This window comes from Priestia sp. JNUCC 25 (assembly GCF_053667915.1).
In genome coordinates this window covers 1,942,095-1,960,407 of sequence record NZ_CM132211.1, presented here as the reverse complement: position 1 = coordinate 1,960,407, position 18,313 = coordinate 1,942,095, and the positions used below count along the sequence as shown (strand labels likewise).

At 36.9% G+C, this 18,313-nt stretch carries 14 protein-coding genes; 2 read left to right on the top strand and 12 right to left on the bottom strand.

From position 1 onward, the window contains the following. Positions 1-410: 410 nt before the first annotated feature. From JNUCC25_RS09880 to JNUCC25_RS09850, 7 genes are all read right to left on the bottom strand, one after another. Positions 411-1,562, bottom strand: a complete 1,152-nt coding sequence (locus JNUCC25_RS09880; protein ID WP_029321289.1) for a suppressor of fused domain protein — start codon at positions 1,560-1,562, stop codon at positions 411-413. A 6-nt stretch (positions 1,563-1,568) separates the two neighbouring features. After that, positions 1,569-3,629 carry a T7SS effector LXG polymorphic toxin gene (locus JNUCC25_RS09875; protein ID WP_140456765.1) on the bottom strand — a complete coding sequence of 687 codons (2,061 nt, stop codon included), beginning with the start codon at positions 3,627-3,629 and terminating at the stop codon, positions 1,569-1,571. A 448-nt stretch (positions 3,630-4,077) separates the two neighbouring features. Then, positions 4,078-6,234, bottom strand: a complete 2,157-nt coding sequence (locus JNUCC25_RS09870) for a type IA DNA topoisomerase (RefSeq protein WP_029321285.1) — start codon at positions 6,232-6,234, stop codon at positions 4,078-4,080. A 265-nt stretch (positions 6,235-6,499) separates the two neighbouring features. Next, positions 6,500-7,798, bottom strand: a complete 1,299-nt coding sequence (locus tag JNUCC25_RS09865; RefSeq protein ID WP_029321283.1) for an arsenical efflux pump membrane protein ArsB — start codon at positions 7,796-7,798, stop codon at positions 6,500-6,502. A 15-nt stretch (positions 7,799-7,813) separates the two neighbouring features. After that, positions 7,814-8,164, bottom strand: coding sequence for an ArsR/SmtB family transcription factor (locus tag JNUCC25_RS09860; RefSeq protein ID WP_013056623.1), 351 nt, complete (start codon positions 8,162-8,164; stop codon positions 7,814-7,816). Between the two features lie 674 nt (positions 8,165-8,838). After that, complete coding sequence (locus tag JNUCC25_RS09855) at positions 8,839-9,603, bottom strand: YibE/F family protein (RefSeq protein WP_035438913.1); 765 nt, start codon at positions 9,601-9,603, stop codon at positions 8,839-8,841. Continuing rightward, the gene (locus JNUCC25_RS09850; RefSeq protein WP_013056621.1) at positions 9,600-10,592 is read right to left on the bottom strand and encodes a YibE/F family protein; all 993 of its coding nucleotides are present in this window, start codon (positions 10,590-10,592) and stop codon (positions 9,600-9,602) included. Before JNUCC25_RS09850 ends, JNUCC25_RS09855 begins: the two co-directional genes overlap by 4 nt. A 551-nt stretch (positions 10,593-11,143) precedes the next feature. Here JNUCC25_RS09850 and JNUCC25_RS09845 point away from each other — a divergent pair. Further along, a complete protein-coding gene (locus tag JNUCC25_RS09845; protein ID WP_029321277.1) occupies positions 11,144-11,710 on the top strand; it encodes a peptidoglycan-binding domain-containing protein in 567 nt (188 codons plus the stop codon). Between the two features lie 225 nt (positions 11,711-11,935). Here JNUCC25_RS09845 and JNUCC25_RS09840 read toward each other — a convergent pair whose 3' ends face one another. From JNUCC25_RS09840 to JNUCC25_RS09825, 4 genes are all read right to left on the bottom strand, one after another. Next, positions 11,936-12,256, bottom strand: coding sequence for a 2Fe-2S iron-sulfur cluster-binding protein (locus tag JNUCC25_RS09840; protein WP_013056619.1), 321 nt, complete (start codon positions 12,254-12,256; stop codon positions 11,936-11,938). A 147-nt stretch (positions 12,257-12,403) separates the two neighbouring features. Then, the gene (locus JNUCC25_RS09835; protein WP_013056618.1) at positions 12,404-12,583 is read right to left on the bottom strand and encodes a hypothetical protein; all 180 of its coding nucleotides are present in this window, start codon (positions 12,581-12,583) and stop codon (positions 12,404-12,406) included. Between the two features lie 263 nt (positions 12,584-12,846). Continuing rightward, positions 12,847-14,154 (bottom strand): MFS transporter, encoded by a 1,308-nt coding sequence (locus JNUCC25_RS09830; protein WP_029321275.1) that lies wholly within the window; start codon positions 14,152-14,154, stop codon positions 12,847-12,849. 336 nt (positions 14,155-14,490) lie between these two features. Continuing rightward, a complete protein-coding gene (locus tag JNUCC25_RS09825) occupies positions 14,491-15,048 on the bottom strand; it encodes a YdhK family protein (RefSeq protein ID WP_013056616.1) in 558 nt (185 codons plus the stop codon). Positions 15,049-15,276: 228 nt separating this feature from the next. Here JNUCC25_RS09825 and JNUCC25_RS09820 point away from each other — a divergent pair, with 228 nt between their 5' ends. Then, positions 15,277-15,705 (top strand): hypothetical protein, encoded by a 429-nt coding sequence (locus JNUCC25_RS09820; protein ID WP_407728362.1) that lies wholly within the window; start codon positions 15,277-15,279, stop codon positions 15,703-15,705. Positions 15,706-15,843: 138 nt separating this feature from the next. On the opposite strand, the gene JNUCC25_RS09815 is transcribed toward JNUCC25_RS09820, so the two are convergent. Beyond that, positions 15,844-18,261 carry a heavy metal translocating P-type ATPase gene (locus tag JNUCC25_RS09815; protein ID WP_064471583.1) on the bottom strand — a complete coding sequence of 806 codons (2,418 nt, stop codon included), beginning with the start codon at positions 18,259-18,261 and terminating at the stop codon, positions 15,844-15,846. Positions 18,262-18,313: the final 52 nt, after the last annotated feature.

The following is an 18,313-nucleotide window of genomic DNA, read 5'->3' as shown; positions in this document are numbered from 1 at the left end:
TAAGAGGCTTAATCGTAAAATACATGTCTTAAAAGATAGTCAGGCATTTTACTCTATTTCATTTTCTAACTTAGATACCTCTAGCTAATTATCAAAATTCCAAAACGTATGTTCTAAATATATTTTATCATCAAAGTACCCTTAATAGTAAACCCCATGTACATTAGCATTAAAATATAATTGAATATGGAACATATGCGAAAAGCTCCACATCAATAAACCTTGATGTGGAGCTTTTTATAAACCGTCAAATATTTAAATAAATCAAAAGGATTTTCAAAGATTTTACTATTTTTCAAACTCCATCTTCTAACTAAAATTTTCAATTGTTATTGACAATTAGCTTCAACAAGAAAAAATATTATTAGATAAATTCCAAAAAATCCCTGTCCATGAACTATCTACACGGATTATTGCATTCCAACATTTATCCGATTTATATCCAAAACATCGGTGATTCCTTTCTCATCCATTCTTTCTAGCAGATACTCATACCCTTTTTCCAATGCAAGCTTTCTTTCTTCTTCATAGATAGGAACAAGTGTATACATATTTATGTCTTTATCTCGAGTATGAACGTTAGCCAGTCCGGACTCTTGAGGACGACAGATCATTACGCATGATAACTTTGTATTTGATGCAAATGGCTGAGGAGGTTCTCCATTTGGAAGAATAACTCCTTCCTCAAGCCATCCATCATAAAGGTGTGGAATATGAGCCACTTTCCTTAACCATCCAAAGGGCCAATAATGATTTTGATCTTTCATATTATCCTTTTCGACTACCCAACTTGAAGGTAACTTTAGTAACAGCTCTGCATACTTAAATGTTCTTTCTTCATCTGAATAATCCATAGGTTCATCACTCATACCGGTAGTTACAAGAGTGACAAAATCTTTATTGATTGACGGAGGGATTATGTGAATAGTAACTGATACTCTACTACCTGGAACAGTTTCAGTTATAGTATTTTCAATAGGGCCAAAATGCTTCGTAATATGATTTAAAATCTCAACATGACGGTCCTGATCATTATGATTTGTTGTAGTTACATCCGTGGAGAGCCCTCTCTGACTTTCTAACAACTTAACAATTGCTTTTTGTCCTTGTTCCTTTGCAAAAGTCAATGCGTCTACCTCTCTCATAGATTCACCACTATATGTAACATTCGTATCTATACCACTTTCAATTAATAGTTCTGCAATATTAGCATGGCCATTACTAATTGCACCAAACAATGGATTTCTTTCTGGATCGCTTACATCCATATCTGCTCCACAAGATAATAGATACCTGACTATATCAATATGACCTGCAGAAGCTGCTTCGTTCAATGCTCCGCCACCATACACTCCTCCAAGTACATTAACATTTGCACCGAGTTCTATTAGTTTCTTAACAATATCTAACTCTCCTCTAGAAGCTGCAACATGAAGCCACGTTCCAAAAGGGGTCATCATATTTAAACGTTCAGCATCGGAGCCAATTAATTCAACTACCTTTTCAATATCGCCTTTTTTTATAGCCGAACGAATTTCTTTTGCAATTTGTTTATTATCCATTTCTAATTACCTCCTCCTCTTGGCAATGTCACCAAGCTTTTCAAGCATTTCTACCATGTCTTCCCTATCTCCACCAGCGTCTCTTACTTTTCTTATATTATCCACAACATTCGTAAGTGCTTCAATACCATGTTGTCCTTTAACTCTATTTGGAGCCCAAACCAGGTTTTCAAGCCCTAAAATTGGATCAATATCATATTCTCTTAATATTTCTTGGCCTTCCCTCACTAGTTCTTTTTGAGCCGCCCCATTTCCTTTCTTAAATACAATATGATGTGCATGGGGATCATACATATCACTTGGTGGATTACCTATATTCTTTTTCAAATAAGCTCCGTAATCAATTTGGTCTACATTTCTAGTAGATTCACCGGTATTCTGAATTACCTGTTCCTTAGTTTTCTCTATTCCCAGAGTTTCTTCGCTTACTTTCACCGGCTCAATTGGCTTTTGTTCCGCCTTATTCACACTATGTGGATCGCGAGTAAACTGCCCTGTATCTTTTCTTCGATAACGTTTAGCGTCTTTATCATACCAAATTTCAATATCATTAATAAACTGCATGGTGTTTTTCGCTGTACTCTTCAAAACATCCCGGACAGTCTGTTGCGCAAAGTCTGCACTCACACCAACTGGTACTTCCTGTGGTAAAAACCTCGGTACTTTTGTATCTAATACAGCATCATACATCTTTTTAGCTTTATCGATACCGGCTGCTGGCATTTTTCGCATTGCATGGTGAATGTCTTTTCCATATTGAGTCACTTTACTCGTATGAACGACGTTGCGCATATCACTGAACTTTTTGGTGACTGCCTGTGCACCTTTTTCAACAAGCTGAGTGGATACCTTAGAAGTAAGCACACCTCCTGCTGCAATTCCAAATGTTTGAAATAAACTAGTTTGCTGCTGCTCTTTTGTAAGCTTATTTCCTAATACGTCTTTTCCGGTTGTATATTCGTACATTCCATTCGTTAAGACAAGTCCATACAGCCCTTTTTCCGTTTGTTCAAGTGTCTTAAAAGCTTTAGGTGTTTGGTAAATGGCCATGGCACGATGCGCAGCACTCATGCCTTTTGCAGTTTTATAGACAACACTGCCACCTTTTATAGCTCGTCCTGCCCAGCCTACAAAAGGAATAAATCCAGCTGCCGCCATGGCTCCAGCTGTCACTCGTTGTGTAGCAGACAGTTTTTTGTGTGTAACAGGATCGACTCCTTCTGTAGCACGTTTAAAATCATAGTATCCCGTAATTTCTCCTGCGATGTCTAATCCTTTTTCATACCATGGTTTATTGGCTTGAATTTGTTGTTGTTTTTCAGCTTCAATAGCTGCTTTTCTTTGTTTAGCCTCTTGTTTTTGTTTAGCTTTTCCTTCTACATAACCCGAAGCCACTTCATCAATTTGCTGCTGTGTTTTGTATGCTTCGCTACTTTTGTAAGCTTTGGCATCAAAAGTTAGCTGAGAAGCGCTGCCCCCTTGAGAAGTCAGCTGTTCCAAACCAGCTACGCTGAATTGCACAGATTCATAGAACTTCTCTAACATTTCATATTCACTTGAAAGTTGGTTATCTAGTTCTTCTACTGCGGTAATAGTTTCTGTTCTTTTTTTCTCAGCAGCGCTTAACTCATCTTCAAAGCCCTCTGTGGAAGACGGTGTAATATGTATAATATCTTCAATATTGCTTAAAATCGTTTTAAGTTCAGTGTGCTGCTGTTCAACCATTTGCTTAGAGCGATCATTAGCAACAGCTAGCTCTTGTTCTAAGAACGATACATCTACAAATGTATCTCCTTTTAGTTTAGCTTGTTCTGCATAATCTGCAATACTATTAAAATAGGCTTGATGTGACGACACCAAGTTTTTCCAATGTGTGACAATATCTACTTGTAATGTATAAAAATCTTTGATACTGTCGGCACCGTTCCCTTGAAATTTGTTACCTAGTGTAGCCACAGCATGAAGAGCTTTTTTTAATGCGTCTAGCTGCTCATCAAATGTTTTATACGCTTGGACCCTGTCTTTCGCATAAGCTAAAAGCGTACTGGCTTCATATACTTTTCCCATTATAAACCCTCTTTTATCTCATAATTAATGCGTCTCTGATGCGAATTTTTCCTCTATTATCCATTATAAAATTACCAATAAACTATCTAAATAGGATAATAAGCCCTTTTATGAGTTTGTTGATACATTAAAAAGGATATAACTTCAAAATAAAAGAAAATAGCCATAGGTATAAATATTCACCTTTAATTCATATCACACATAAAATATTATAAAAAAGAGTTGGAGAGTCACCAGTATATTTTCTTAGATTTATAATTATAGATGGATAATTACTTTAGTTAGATAGGTACTAAAAACCTGCATTAGAATTCACTATGTAGTTAAATAGAATCCTACCCATTTCTATTTCTCACGTAATTAATGGTACAAAAAGGAGAAAAGAACCCTTTTAACTAAAGGATTCTTTTTTTCTTGACCATACCTTACCAAGGGGAATAGGCTATAATTATTTATCAAACTCCATCTTCCAACTAAAATACTCATTATCAGCATTTTTCTCATATCTTAGGTTCGCATCAAATTTGTTTCCTTTTTTACTGGTTAAACCTTTCACAGGAGCAATACCATTCTTCAATAATGCCTTTACCATAGTTTTAGTAGGCTTCTTTTTCATTGTTGCTAAGAACTTATCATTTTTCCAAATAACAAACTTGCAGCCATTTTTCCAATTGCTACAGCCAAACCCTTTTTGACCCTCAATTACAGCATGACCACAAACTGGACATTTGCCCATTATTTCGTTCGTTTTACGCTGAGAAGCTACTTCGTTAATCGTAACTTCTTTCTCATTTTTAATTGTTTCTACTGCCTTTGTAGTAAACTCAAAAATCAACTGTAAAAACTCATCTTTTGTAAAGTTTCTTTTCTCAATATCATTCAACGATTTTTCAAGACGACCTGTGAACTCAAGATTAAATAAATCTTTTATAGGGAATGTTTCTATCAGCTTTCTTCCAAGCTCTGTACAAAGCAAATTTTTATTCTGCGTTGTTATATAACCAACATCTTTTAATTTTTTTATTGTTTCAGCTCTTGTTGCAGGTGTACCGATACTAAATCCACTTAAAATTGCATTTAGGCTTTCTTCATCCGTACCTTCTCCATCGTAGTTCTTTCCACATGTCTCCATAACTCGAAGCAGCGTTCTTTCTGTATGCTGCTTAGGTGGCTTTGTTACGTGTGTAGTGATTTCATGCTTCACTAAATCTACGTCATCATTAACTTGTACAAGAGGCAGAATCGTATCCTTAGATTGAACTTTCTCTACTTTTTTCCATCCTTCTACGAGCTGAACTTTTCCTTTAGAAATAAATAACCCTTTTAAATCCGCACCAGTAATTTTCGTTTCAATTCTTGTTTCCTCATACTCAGCTACAGGCATGAATTGCATAATGAATCTATTTTTAATGGCTTCATAAACTTGTTCTTCATCAGTTGATAGCTTTTTAGGTTTTAAATAAGTAGGTACAATTGCACTATGGCTCTCTACTTTAGAGTTATCAAAAATTCTTTTTGATTTAACAAACTTCACTTCGTCTTTGTATGGTAAATCTTCTGTTAGCGTTTCTAGAACCTTTGCCGTCTTACCTACCAAACTTTCTTCCAGAGCTACGCTGGCCGTACGTGGATATGTGATGAATTTTTTCTCATACAGAGATTGAGCTACTTTTAACACTTTATCAGAGGTCCATCCCTTGTATTTATTCGTAATATACCCTTGTAGGTTGGATAGATTGAATAAAAATGGCGGATATTCCTTCTTTTTTTGTACCTGCTTATCGCTTACAATTCCTGATTTATCAATCAGTTTTTGCTGAATCCCTTCCAAGGTTTCTTTACTTTTAAATTTCTCTTCTTTACCTTCAATATAGGTTCCTTCATACTCTTGTTCATCTTTCGTTTTAAAAGTTGCTTGAAGTTTGTAATAGTTCTCTGGAACAAACTTTTCAATTTCTTTATCTCGATCATAAATAATTTTTAAAGTTGGTAATAAAACTCGACCAATGTTCAGGGCTTTCCCTTTACCTTTTTGGTATTTAAGAGTAGCCACAGATGTCAGATTAATTCCAATAACCCAATCAGCCCATTGACGGCTAACACCAGCGTCCTGTAAAGGTCTTAATTCTGTATTTAGCTTAATATTTTCTAACCCATTCATAACCTCAGCCGGTGTCCATTCGTTTAATAAAAGTCTATAAACAGTTTTATCGGTCTTCAGATTATAGATGATACTATCTCCTATGACTTGACCTTCGCGATCGTAGTCACAAGCCGAGATAATTCCATCAACATCAGGTCTTCTCATCAAGCTTTGGATAATTTTCAGCTGTTTTTTAGCACCTGTATCAGGCTTTTCTCTATCACGAGGATTGCTTTTCACTTTATACTTAAAGACTTGCGGAATAAATGGGAAGTTTTCCATTTTCCATGTAGACATCTTATCGTCATAATCTTTTGCATCATATAATTGAAGTAAATGTCCAAATGCCCATGTAACAATGTAGCCATTTCCCTCAAAGTAGCCATCTTGCCGGCCTTTTATCTTTAGTGCATCTGCAATGTTTTTTGAGACAGATGGTTTTTCTGCAATAATTAACTTCATTTAATTAATCACCTTACGTTTAAAATTTCCAAAATAAACTTACTTAGTTTTATTATTTTATCATAGAAAGAGCTGTTGGAGTATGAATGAAGAGAAAAGTAGCTTAGATGAGAAATACCTATCTCATTTTAAAAACGTGTCGCTATCCGTTATACCTTTTCAATAAAAAAGCTGTAGATCATTTTCTACAGCTTCGATACACATCTGAATTTTTCTGGCAACAGCCATTATCATATCGACTAAAACAAATCTCCTTTAGGACGTGTTATGAAATAATCAATAACCAAATATACAAACCAACAAGCGTAATAAACAATGTCGGAATCGTTAAGATAATACCTGTTTTAAGATACGTTCCCCATGAAATCTTCACGCCTTTTGTTGAAAGAACATGAAGCCATAAAAGCGTCGCTAAAGAACCAATCGGGGTAATTTTCGGACCTAAATCCGATCCAATGACGTTTGCATAAATCAATGCTTCCTTGATTGTTCCGGCTGCGTGTGTTGCATCGATTGCCAGTGCATCAATCATAACGGTTGGCATATTGTTCATAATCGATGAAAGAATAGCCGCAGTGAATCCCATACCAATTGTTGCTACAAACAGTCCATGGCTGGCTGTTGCTTGGATCACGTCAGCCAGAATTTCTGTTAAACCAGCATTACGCAAGCCGTATACAACGACATACATGCCGATAGAGAAAAAGACAATCGCCCATGGAGCTCCCTGTAACACTTTTTTTGTATGAACCGCTCGGCTTTTTTTGGCCATCATCAAAAACAGAATAGCAATAATACCTGCAATAATCGAAACAGGGACGCTGAAGAATTCTCCAATTAAATAGCCTAGCACTAACAAAACTAAGACAATTCCGGATAACCGAAACATCTTTTCATCTTTGATGGCATCCACTGGCTTCTGCAAATCTGCTACATTGTATTTCTTAGGAATTCTTTTGCGGAAATACAGATATAAGACCATAATACTTGCAAACAGAGAAACCAAATCTGGAACAATCATGCGTGATGCAAATTCAGAAAAGCTAATACCAAAGAAGTCGGCTGATACGATATTTACTAAGTTACTAACAACAAGGGGCAGCGACGTTGTATCTGCAATAAATCCACTTGCGATGATAAACGGAAAAACCATTTTATCGTCGAACTTTAATGCCCGAACCATGGCTAGTACAATGGGTGTTAAAATCAACGCTGCTCCGTCATTAGCAAATAGCGCTGCTACAACGGCTCCAAGAAGAGACACGTAAACAAACATACGCACGCCGTTCCCTCCTGCAGCTCTAGCCATATGAAGCGCTGCCCATTCAAAGAAACCAATTTCATCTAAAATTAAAGAAATAATAATAATAGCAATAAACGTAAGAGTCGCATTCCACACAATGCTGGTTACCTCAAGAACGTCTTGAAAATCAACAACGCCTGCCAGTAAAGCAATCATAGCTCCCCCGCAAGCCGACCAGCCGATTGATAAATTTTTCGGCTGCCAAATGACAAAAATTAATGTTACTAAAAAAATCAATGATGCTAGTACAACTGATGCCACTTTTTAAACCTCCAATTATTCACAACAACTAATACGCAGTCCTTGTTTTTCCAGCTCTTTTAAACGTTCGTCCTGACTTGGCACAGATTCAAGTATGCCCAGAACGAACTCATAGTACTGGCTTTCCTTATTAAGAGAATAAAAAACCCATTGCCCTTTTCTTCTTTCCTTCACAAGCTCAGCATCTCTTAATTTTCGTAAATGCTGACTAATTGAAGGTTGGCTAGCTTGATAGATATCTACGAACTCACACACACAGCATTCATTGTTCTCTATTAATTTCACCATCGAAAGCCTTGTTTTATCTCCCAATAATTTTAAGATTTGGGCTGCCTTTTCAATACTATCTATAGATTTTGTGCTCATTAATGAATACCTCCTACTCCCTTTTAGTTGATAGATAATAATGTGCTTATGTATTAATGCTCATTACTATAATTGATTTATATATTATTTACAACTCTTCTAGCAAAATGCAATGGATGAACTATGAAGAATAATAACTAGGTCTGATTCTTAGGCTGTTTTTTAATAGATGTAATTTATATAGTTGACAATTTTCATCATAAGATTCATCCTGTCAGCTGCCCCAACTGTCCTTTTTCCTGTCTTATCTTTTTGAAATTCATGAATTCTCGTTAATTCTCGTTAAGCTGTCTTTTCATTTAAACTTTGTCACAAAAAGAGGCTGGGACAAAAGTATTTTAGCCCAAGTAAAAAACGAACCATTGATCAACATGTTCGATGAGTGGTTCGTTTTTTTGGTTATGGTGAATACTGCTTCATCTGTTTCGTTCCTTCTAGCAGTTGATTGAAGGGCAAGGCGAAGACTCCTGCGGGAAAAGCGGGACAGATGAGACCCCGTAGGAGCGCAAGCGACGAGGAGGCTCATCGCCCACCCGCGGAAAGCAAAGCCTTGCACGGAAATCAACTGCGGTGTCATAAGCGGTTCAGCTCATGTATCTCATTTGTTCATCTTTAGGTTGGATTCATTTAGTTATGTCCCGGCCTCTTTTTAATTAATCCGCTTATTTCAGAACTTACTTCGCTTTTTCTCTTTTTTGCAAAAAAATAGAGGCACTAATCCACGAAGTAATTGGAATAATAATGGCTACACCAATGCCTCCGCTCAAGATAGAAATGACTTCTGCACAAAAGGTTTTTGAATTGACAATATCTCCAAACGAATACGACAATCTCTTAAACCATATAATTAAAGTTAAATATCCCCCTACAAATGCAAAATACAGTGTATTGGTTGTGGTGCCTAAAATATCTCTTCCGATTTTCAATCCTGAATTGAAGAGATTTTTTTTAGTTACGGACGGATCATGAACAAATAATTCATTCATAGAAGATGAAATAGATAGCGAAATATCAATGATTGCTCCTATGGCTCCCATAATAATGGTACAAATGGCTATTTTAGCAAAGTCAATTCCAACGTAAAGTGAAAAAGCGTTAATTTCTTCTTCTTGTTCTTCTCCAAACCCTTGAATCATGGCATGATGTTCAATGATAAAAATAAAGAGTACTAAAACGGCTAAGGTAATAATCGTTGAAACAAACGCAGCAAGCGTTTTATGATTGAATTTATTAATATAAAATAAATTAATGCAGCTAATGATTGTACAAGCGATTAACGTAACAATAATCGTATTTTTTATAGACAGCATAAAGAGAATGGTTAGAAAAATAACGCCAAAATTCAAGAACAAAGCAAGGAACGATCTAACCCCTTTTTTTCCGCCCACAATACTCATCAAAATAAATAAAATAAGAGCAAGCAATAGTAAAACGTTCACTTTCTGTTCCCCTTCCTAAAAATAAAAAGAATCGAAAGATAGAGTGTAATTGGAATCGTTAGCACAATGCCAATACTGCCAGTAAGAGCACGGATTAACTCTAACGAAAAATTCATCGAAAACGTGTATCCTAAAGGAGAGCCGTTTTTTAAATAAAGAAGAACCATTGGAATTGTTCCACTTATATATGAAAAAAATAAAATATTCGTCATGGCTCCCATGATGTCTCCGCCAATTTCCTTGCCCGATTTTAGTAAGTCTTTGTGCGCTATCTCTTTATTCTTTTCATATAGTTCATAGACAGAAGAAGTAATCGTAATAGCTACATCCATGACAGCTCCTAAAGATCCAATTAGTACCTCACTCATAAATATTTTTTGAGGAGGAATCGTCACAAACTCCATTCCTTCATAATGAAGACCATTAGAATCTGTTAGCTGCATAACGATGTATGCAATTAACAGAGAAATAAACGTACCTATTAAAGTTGAAATAATTGCTACATGCGTTTTTTCTTGATTACCGCTTACTAATAATAAAGAAATAACCGTAAAAAGAACGACCGCAACAATACATACAGCTAGCAAGCTCACATTCCCTAGTGCTAGATATACATTTAAGGCTCCGATTAAAAGAACAATATTAATAAGTAAGCTGATAATTGAATAAAAACCTTGTTTTTTTCCAATCGCCAGCAAAATCAGTATAAATAAGCCTGCGACAGCGGTAACCTGCTTGTCCCGCTTCACTCCTTCAATCGTGCCGCTTAAAGCATGCTGTGAATTCTTTTCTAAGGAGACAAAAAGATCTGTTCCGACAGTGTACTTTTGATCATAAGCACCTGAGTATGAGTACGTATTCTCTAAATGGATAAGCCTTCCTTTATATTTTCCGTTCATGATTTTAGCAACAATTTCCTGAGAATACACGGTATCTTTATTATGATTTAAATCAGTAGATTTATGTTGTTCTACAACATTCGTCTTCACTACCTCCGCTATCGGTTTTTTATAAAGCGAATAATTGTGGTTTGTTACTATTAGCGCTATACACAAACAGCAAATTCCTAGTATATAGAGAAAGATTTGTTTACGCGATAATTTATTAAACTTTTGCTTCGAAAAAAGATTCCTTATATGCTGGAAATACAGAGGTGACATCACATAATTCCTTTCTGGTTATTATTTGAACGCAGAGCTCTTGAACATGAAGAGACTGCAAAGAGATCTAAGACCCTTTGCAGTCTTTTCATTCGTTTATTTATTATGGGCGCTATACAGCAAAACACACTATGATCATGCAAGACACTCCACATGCTATTTTTCATTCCGTACTGTATCAGAGAAAAGTGAAATTATAGTGAAAACATAGAACGATTTATCTACTTCACTAGTTTTTTATGACTATCTTATATAATCATAGGAATATAAAAACAAATAGAAAACTGTCTGCGCTATAATAAATTGACTTTATAGCTACTGATTAGTTATAAAACTCATGAAAAGCGACAAATAGTTGCTAAAAACAAGGAGGTTATTTCATGTTAACGAAAAAAACACTTGTCATGCTTTCTACTCTTACACTTGTAACAACATGCGTAGCATTCAGCACTCCAACTACTGAAGCAGCTGCTAAAGATGCCTACTCAAAAAAAATTGAGGCTAAAGCAGAAACGAGGCCTACGCTTCGTAAAGGTTCTCACTCTAGCTACGTAAGAGATTTACAGCAAAGCTTAAAGGATGTGAAGTATAACACATCAGTTGATGGAATTTTCGGTACGCAAACGCAAAATGTAGTAAAAGAATTTCAAACCGATCACCGCTTGTCTTCAGATGGTATTGTTGGCCCCTTAACATGGGCAGCTTTAGATGAGAACAAGGTAGAAAGAAAGCAATTTCCTGTCAGCACGGCTATTACATTCGGTAAAAAAGAACTCGGTGACAACATTGTTTTCAGTACAGACGACCGCTTACGGAAAGATAACAACGATAAAGCTTACTATAGATTCGTAGCAAAAAATAAAGACTGGATGGATCAAGGAGGATCAGGTACCATAGGGTGGTATCATATTTACAAAAATGGAGATGTGATTGAAGCATCCAATTAAATCTATTTACAAATAACGGTTCGCAAAAAAACCTTTATAATCACTCTTTTGAGTGATTTACTGCCCGCCTTACAGAATGCTAAAATTTAAAGGAATCATTCCGTAGGTATTTTACTTGAACAAGAACAGCTGTTACTCCCCGTCGCTGTTCTTGTTATTTTTTTAGGTAAAAATACAAAAAGCAGCATGTAAACATTCCACGCGCTGCTTTTTGCAATTACATGACTACTCTGCGGGTCGAGGTCCTGCTTCTCGTCCTGAGCTCTCTACCGTTAGTATTGGTCGAACGGTGATATCTTCATTTACACGAATTTGACATGATAAGCGCAAGTGATCTTCAATTGAACTTTCTGAGTATGCATTTTTCTCCGCGTGTGTTAAATCACAATATTCACCTTCAAGCACTTCTACCCTGCAAGTTGTGCATTTGGCTTTCCCGCCGCACCGATGAAGAATATTTATACCATTGTCTTCAAGTGCCAAGACAAGCTTTTTTCCTTTTTCCACTTCAAAACTTCCGTGTCCTAAAACGGTTACTCTTGGCATGTATCTCCCTCTTTCCCTCTACTGTGTACAAGCGATTTAAATTACACTATATGCAGTTTCTTTTTATTGCATGCCTAAATAAGTTACAATCCATTATTTCTACTGATTGCGACGCTTGTTTGTACGTTACAGGCCCCTTTTGCATGCCTAGATCCAATTAAGAAGACCATCATTTTGTAATACGGCAACTAAAACGACAATCCCAAGTATAATAACAGGTATCAGTGCTTTTAAAATTTGATACTTAGATAATTCTACGCGTTGAGGCTCCTTTAATGAGTGGCTTTGTTTTAACTCAGTGTTGTTTTCACTTTCTTTGTGATCCATGTTCCTCTGCCTTTCTATTTTTTATAGTGCGGTTCATATCTACTTCTGCTGAAATCACAAAAATAGAAACAGAATTTCTTCATAAAAACCAGCTTAACCTTTTTAAGAACATGCTATACTAACAATTCTATTTTAAAATACGCACCTATCTTAAATTTCAGACAAACAAATTCACCATGATCATAAAAAACACGAACTATTCATCCATTCATGATAAATAGTTCGTGTCTGACTTTACCTGCACTACTTTTGTCTCGAGCTTTTTACTTTATATGTTGTTTTTTTGGAATTTTAATTTGTTTAATATCTCCAAGCACATAAATATAAAAAATTAAGCCTAGCAACAATACAGTTCCCGCTACAATAAAGCTTAGATTAAAAGAACCAGTTTTATCTAAAAGATATCCCGTTAAAGCTGTAGCTATAATTCCACCAAACAAATTATTAGCTAAATTAACAATAGAACTGAGAAGAGAAATAGAGCCTGCAGGCGCAATTTCAGCAGAAATAGACCAGCCGATTGGTGCCGTTGCAGATATACCTGCCAGTCCAATCGAAATACAAATCATCGCTACGACGACATTATCGGTGAAAATAGAGCCTAAAAACACAAACCCTAAGCATAACCCTACTACAATGATCGTACGATATACATTTTGACTGTTATACCCTTTTTTTATAAGGTAATCAACAAGCCAGCCGCCAACTAAAATGCCAGCAAATGTAGCAATTAGCCAAGGTACTGCCGTAAGCAGACCCGATGACATGATATCCATACCGTATTTTTCTTTTAAAAAAGTTGGCAGCCACGTTAACAGTAAATTAAACGTATATCCATAGCCTGTAAACCCAATCATGAGCCCCCAAACTTTTCGATTCGTAAATAATACTTTTAAGGTATGTAAAAATTTTGATGTTTGCTCATCGTTTGCATTTAGATTATTTTCTTGAATATACTTCAACTCATCATCTGATATACGTCTATGCTTTTCTGGCTTTTCGTAATAAAACCAAAACAGCAGCGTAAACAGCACGTTTATAATTCCAATGGATAAAAATGCTGTGCGCCAATCAAATTTGGTGATGAGAAACGCTACAAGAGGCGCGCCAAGTACATTTGAAAATTTGGCCGCTGAATCAAACAAAGAATTTGGTAAGCTTCTTTCGTTTGGAGGAAACCATAGCGACGTAGCTTTTGATGCTGCCGGAAATGCGGAAGCACTCATTATTCCTATTAAAAACCGGACAATATAGAGAAGAAGTTTTCCTTGCAAAAAAGCCATCGACATCGTTAATAAACTCCAAATCACCATACCGACTCTTGTCACCCAAGCTACTCCGAACCGATCAAGCAAGCTTCCGGCAGGTATTTGCATGATCGTATAAGAATACGTATAAATAGAAAAGACAATTCCGAGCTCTGTTCCTGTTAAGTGAAATGCATCTTGTATTGCAGGAGCGGCTACTGACACCGCTACACGATCAAAATAGTTTAAAATAATCATACTGCTTAACAAAGATGAAATGAACCATCGTGTGCGTCCTGTTCGCTTTACTGTATGTTCACTCATAGCTAGCTCCTTTCATCTGTAGTTTGTTCGTTTTATTACCGTAGCATTCTACTTAATACCGCAACTTCTTTTGAAAGAAACATGCGTTTTCTTCATACATCATGTCAGAAATTCATCATTATAAAACATAAAACAAGAAGTAAACAAAAAGAGATTGAGTCATAACTAAATCAATCCAAACTACAGCTAGAAGCCACTACCTACATGAAACCTGCGTTCACCATAACAATGAAAAAATCCGAACGAGTTGGATTCTCAATCAAGAATCTCGATTCATCGTTCGGACCTTCCTTCACCTAAAACACTTTTGTACCAGCCTCTTTTTTCGCTAACAGTCTATTTGGTTGAAAGTTCACTTTCGGTTACCCATTTGTGATTTTTTACTTTCTCTCCGCCTGTAGTCGGTTTGTAGTCTACCATATACACCGTTGTTTTTTCGGCTGAATCAATCGTTGCTTTTGCCCCTTTCATACCTTTCATATGATCTGCTTCAATCGTCACTTCGCTACCTGGCTTTAACTGTTCGTTACCCGCATCTTTTATTTCTTCTTGAATAACCCACTTATGATTTTTTACTTTTTTTCCGCCAGTCTTTGGCGTATACGAAACGGTATAGGCCGTAGTGGCGTAAGCACCAACAATTGTTGCTTCAGCCCCGTTCATGCCTTTCATATGATCTGCTTTTATAACGGCTTTATCTCCAACTTTATATGTTGGATTCTCAGCTTGCTTTAATCCTTTTGGAACCTCTCCTGAACTAGAGTGATTCATCTCTGAGTGATCGTGCATGGATTCGTTTTTGTCAGTTGAAGGCTTTTCATGACTAGAATCGTTTCCGCATCCGCTTAGTCCAATAATGACAGATGCACCAAGAATAAATAGCTGTTTTTTCATAACAGTCCCTCTTTTCCACATAATAAATTTTAAAATAAAAATCATTTAATCCTTAAAAACAACTTATCTTTGCCTACTCTTCTACTTTTCTTTATTGTAGCCAGACTTTGTGCAGATTTTGTGAAGATGAAGGTAATTGGGTACGAAAAATTCCTGTGCCTAAAAAAGGCTTTCGTATGAAACACTTACCACAAGGAAAAAGTATAAAAATAAAAGGAGGAAAGAAACATGCTAAAAATACGCTTTGCTCTATCCTCACTCTTACTTGCAGTTAGCTTGGTGATGGGAGCCCCCTTTGCTTTCGCACACTCCGCGCTCTCATCTAGCGTACAAAAGATAGAAGTAACGTCCATTAAAATGAAAACGCTCAAAACATTTATCGATGAACAAGATATGAATGCATTCACCAATAGTATAAAAAAGGCACAGCATATGAACATTCTCTTAGATGAAGAATCTGCTGGGAGCATCGATTGCAAAATGACCATTACCTATGGAGATAGTTCTAGCCGTCATTATTTCATTTGGATTATGGATGATGGACGCGATGTGTTAATTGCTCATCAAAAGTATCCCCAGGACCTTCATCTTAAAGGGTATGAATTAAGCCAAAAAAATTCCTTGCACCTAACAAAGCTGCTAAAGAATATTCTTTAGCAGCTTTGCTTTTGGATCACTTTCACCGAGAGTGGCTCGATGACTCCAATATTTTTTAGTTTATATTGCCCACATAGCATATACTGCTATGACTGCGAGCACGTACAAAATAGCTGAGATGATCCACTTTTTCATATCTTATAGCCTCACTCTCTGCAATCGCAGTGCATTTAATACAACCGATACAGAACTAAAGGCCATCGCGGCTCCAGCGACCCAAGGAGCTAACAGCCCAACTGCTGCAATTGGAATACCAAGCGTGTTGTAGCCCATTGCCCAGAATAAATTTTGCTTAATATTAGAAATCGTTTTTCTACTCATTTCAATCGCATCTGCAATGCTCATCAAGTCTCCTCGCATCAGCGTAATATCAGCGGCTTCCATCGCTACATCCGTTCCTGTTCCGATGGCCATTCCAATATCAGCTAACGCAAGTGCAGGAGCATCGTTAATACCGTCTCCTACCATTGCGACTTTTTTACCTTGCTGCTGAAGCTTTTTCACTTCTTCTGCTTTTCCTTCTGGCAACACTTCTGCTATAACATGCTCAATACCCGCTTGCATCGCAATAGCCTGAGCTGTTTGACGATTATCACCTGTAATCATCATCACTTCTAAGCCCATTTCTTTTAACCTGGAAACTGCTTCTTTAGAAGTTGCTTTAATGGTATCTGCAACAGCAAGCATGCCGGCATATTTTCCGTCAAGAGCAACGAGCATGGCTGTTTTTCCTTCTTGTTCTAAATTTGTCATTTCTTCTAAGGCTGTATCAATATTCACTTTATACTGGTTCATAAGCTTTCTTGTTCCCACTAACAGCTCTCGCTCTTGTACAGTTGCTTTTACTCCATACCCTGGAATAGCTTCAAAAGATAACGGGTCTTGAATCTCTATACCTTTATTTTTTATACCTGCTACGAGTGCTTGAGCTAGAGGGTGCTCTGATAAACGCTCAGCCGATGCAACTAACTGTAATAGCTCATTTTCTTCGTAGCCTTGTGCAATACGCACATCGGTTAACTCGGGGGTTCCATTTGTCACAGTTCCCGTTTTATCTAAAAGAATCGTATCGATTTTATGCGTTGCTTCTAAATGCTCGCCGCCTTTGAATAAAATACCAAATTCTGCTGCGCGGCCCGACCCCGCCATAATGGAAGTTGGAGTAGCTAAGCCTAACGCGCATGGACATGCAATCACTAGTACAGCAATAAGCTTCTCTAAAGCCGGCGCAAATTCGCCAGGCGCAATCCAAATATACCAAACAAAGAAAGTAAGAAGAGCAATTCCAACTACAATTGGCACGAATATACCCGAAATATAGTCAGCTAATCGCTGAATAGGCGCTTTAGACCCTTGCGCTTCTTCTACTACTTTAATAATTTGCGCAAGCGCTGTCTCTTTTCCAATGTTCGTAGCTTTTATTTTTAGAAAACCATTTTTATTGAGTGTAGCTCCGATTACTTTATCTCCAACGTTTTTATCTACCGGTACGCTTTCACCTGTCAGCATGGACTCATCTAAAGCTGATTGCCCTTCAATAATCTCTCCGTCTACTGGTACTTTTTCACCAGGTTTAATAAAAATAACTTCACCTTTTTGCACTTCTTCCACTGGTATTTCAACTTCCGCTCCGTCTCTTACTACAACGGCCGTTTTAGCTTGTAAGCCCATCATTTTTTTTATCGCTTCTGAAGAACGGCCTTTGGCATTTGCTTCAAACAATTTCCCTAAAAGAATCAGCGTAATTAATATAGCGCTCGTTTCATAGTAAAGCTGATCCGTATGAGCAGATGACCCAAGCGATTTAAGAGAAGAGTATAAACTGTAGAAATAAGCTGCGCTTGTGCCTAATGCTACTAAAACATCCATGTTGGCGCTTTTGTTACGAAGAGCTTTAAATGCGCCTACATAAAATTGCTTCCCTACCACGAATTGAACAGGCGTAGCTAAAGCGAGCTGAACCCATGGATTCATCAGCATATGAGGCAAAGGAATAAACGATGTAAACGTAAAATGGCTAACCATTGCCCACAATAACGGTACGCTTAAAATCAATGAAAACCAAAAATTTCCTTTTTGTTTACTCAGTTCTTTTTCTCTGTAGCTTTGCTCTTCTTCTTTTTCTTCTGACTTTAGCTTTGCTCCGTATCCAAGTTTTTCAACTCGCTGCGTTATATCTTGCGGAGCTATTTGAGAAGGGCTGTATTCAACAGAAGCCGTTTCTAAAGCAAGATTAACGCTTGCCTTTGTCACGCCTTCTAATTTGTTTAACCCTTTTTCAATACGAGTCGAACAAGCGGCGCACGTCATGCCCGTAATAACAAATTCGGCTTTTTCACTTACAACTCCATACCCAAGCTTTTGGATTTTTTCTTCAAAGACCTGTGGACTTGTTTTAGACGGATCAAATATGATAGTAGATCTTTCCAAAGCCAAATTCACGTTTGCTTCTTTTACACCTTCTATTTTTTTTAATCCTTTTTCAATTCGGTTAGAACACGCTGCACATGTCATACCTGTAATTTGCAAGGTGGCTTCTTTTTGTTTATCACCCATCACGTTTCGCCTCCTGTTATATACCTATAAGGGGTATATATTTTTCCTAAAT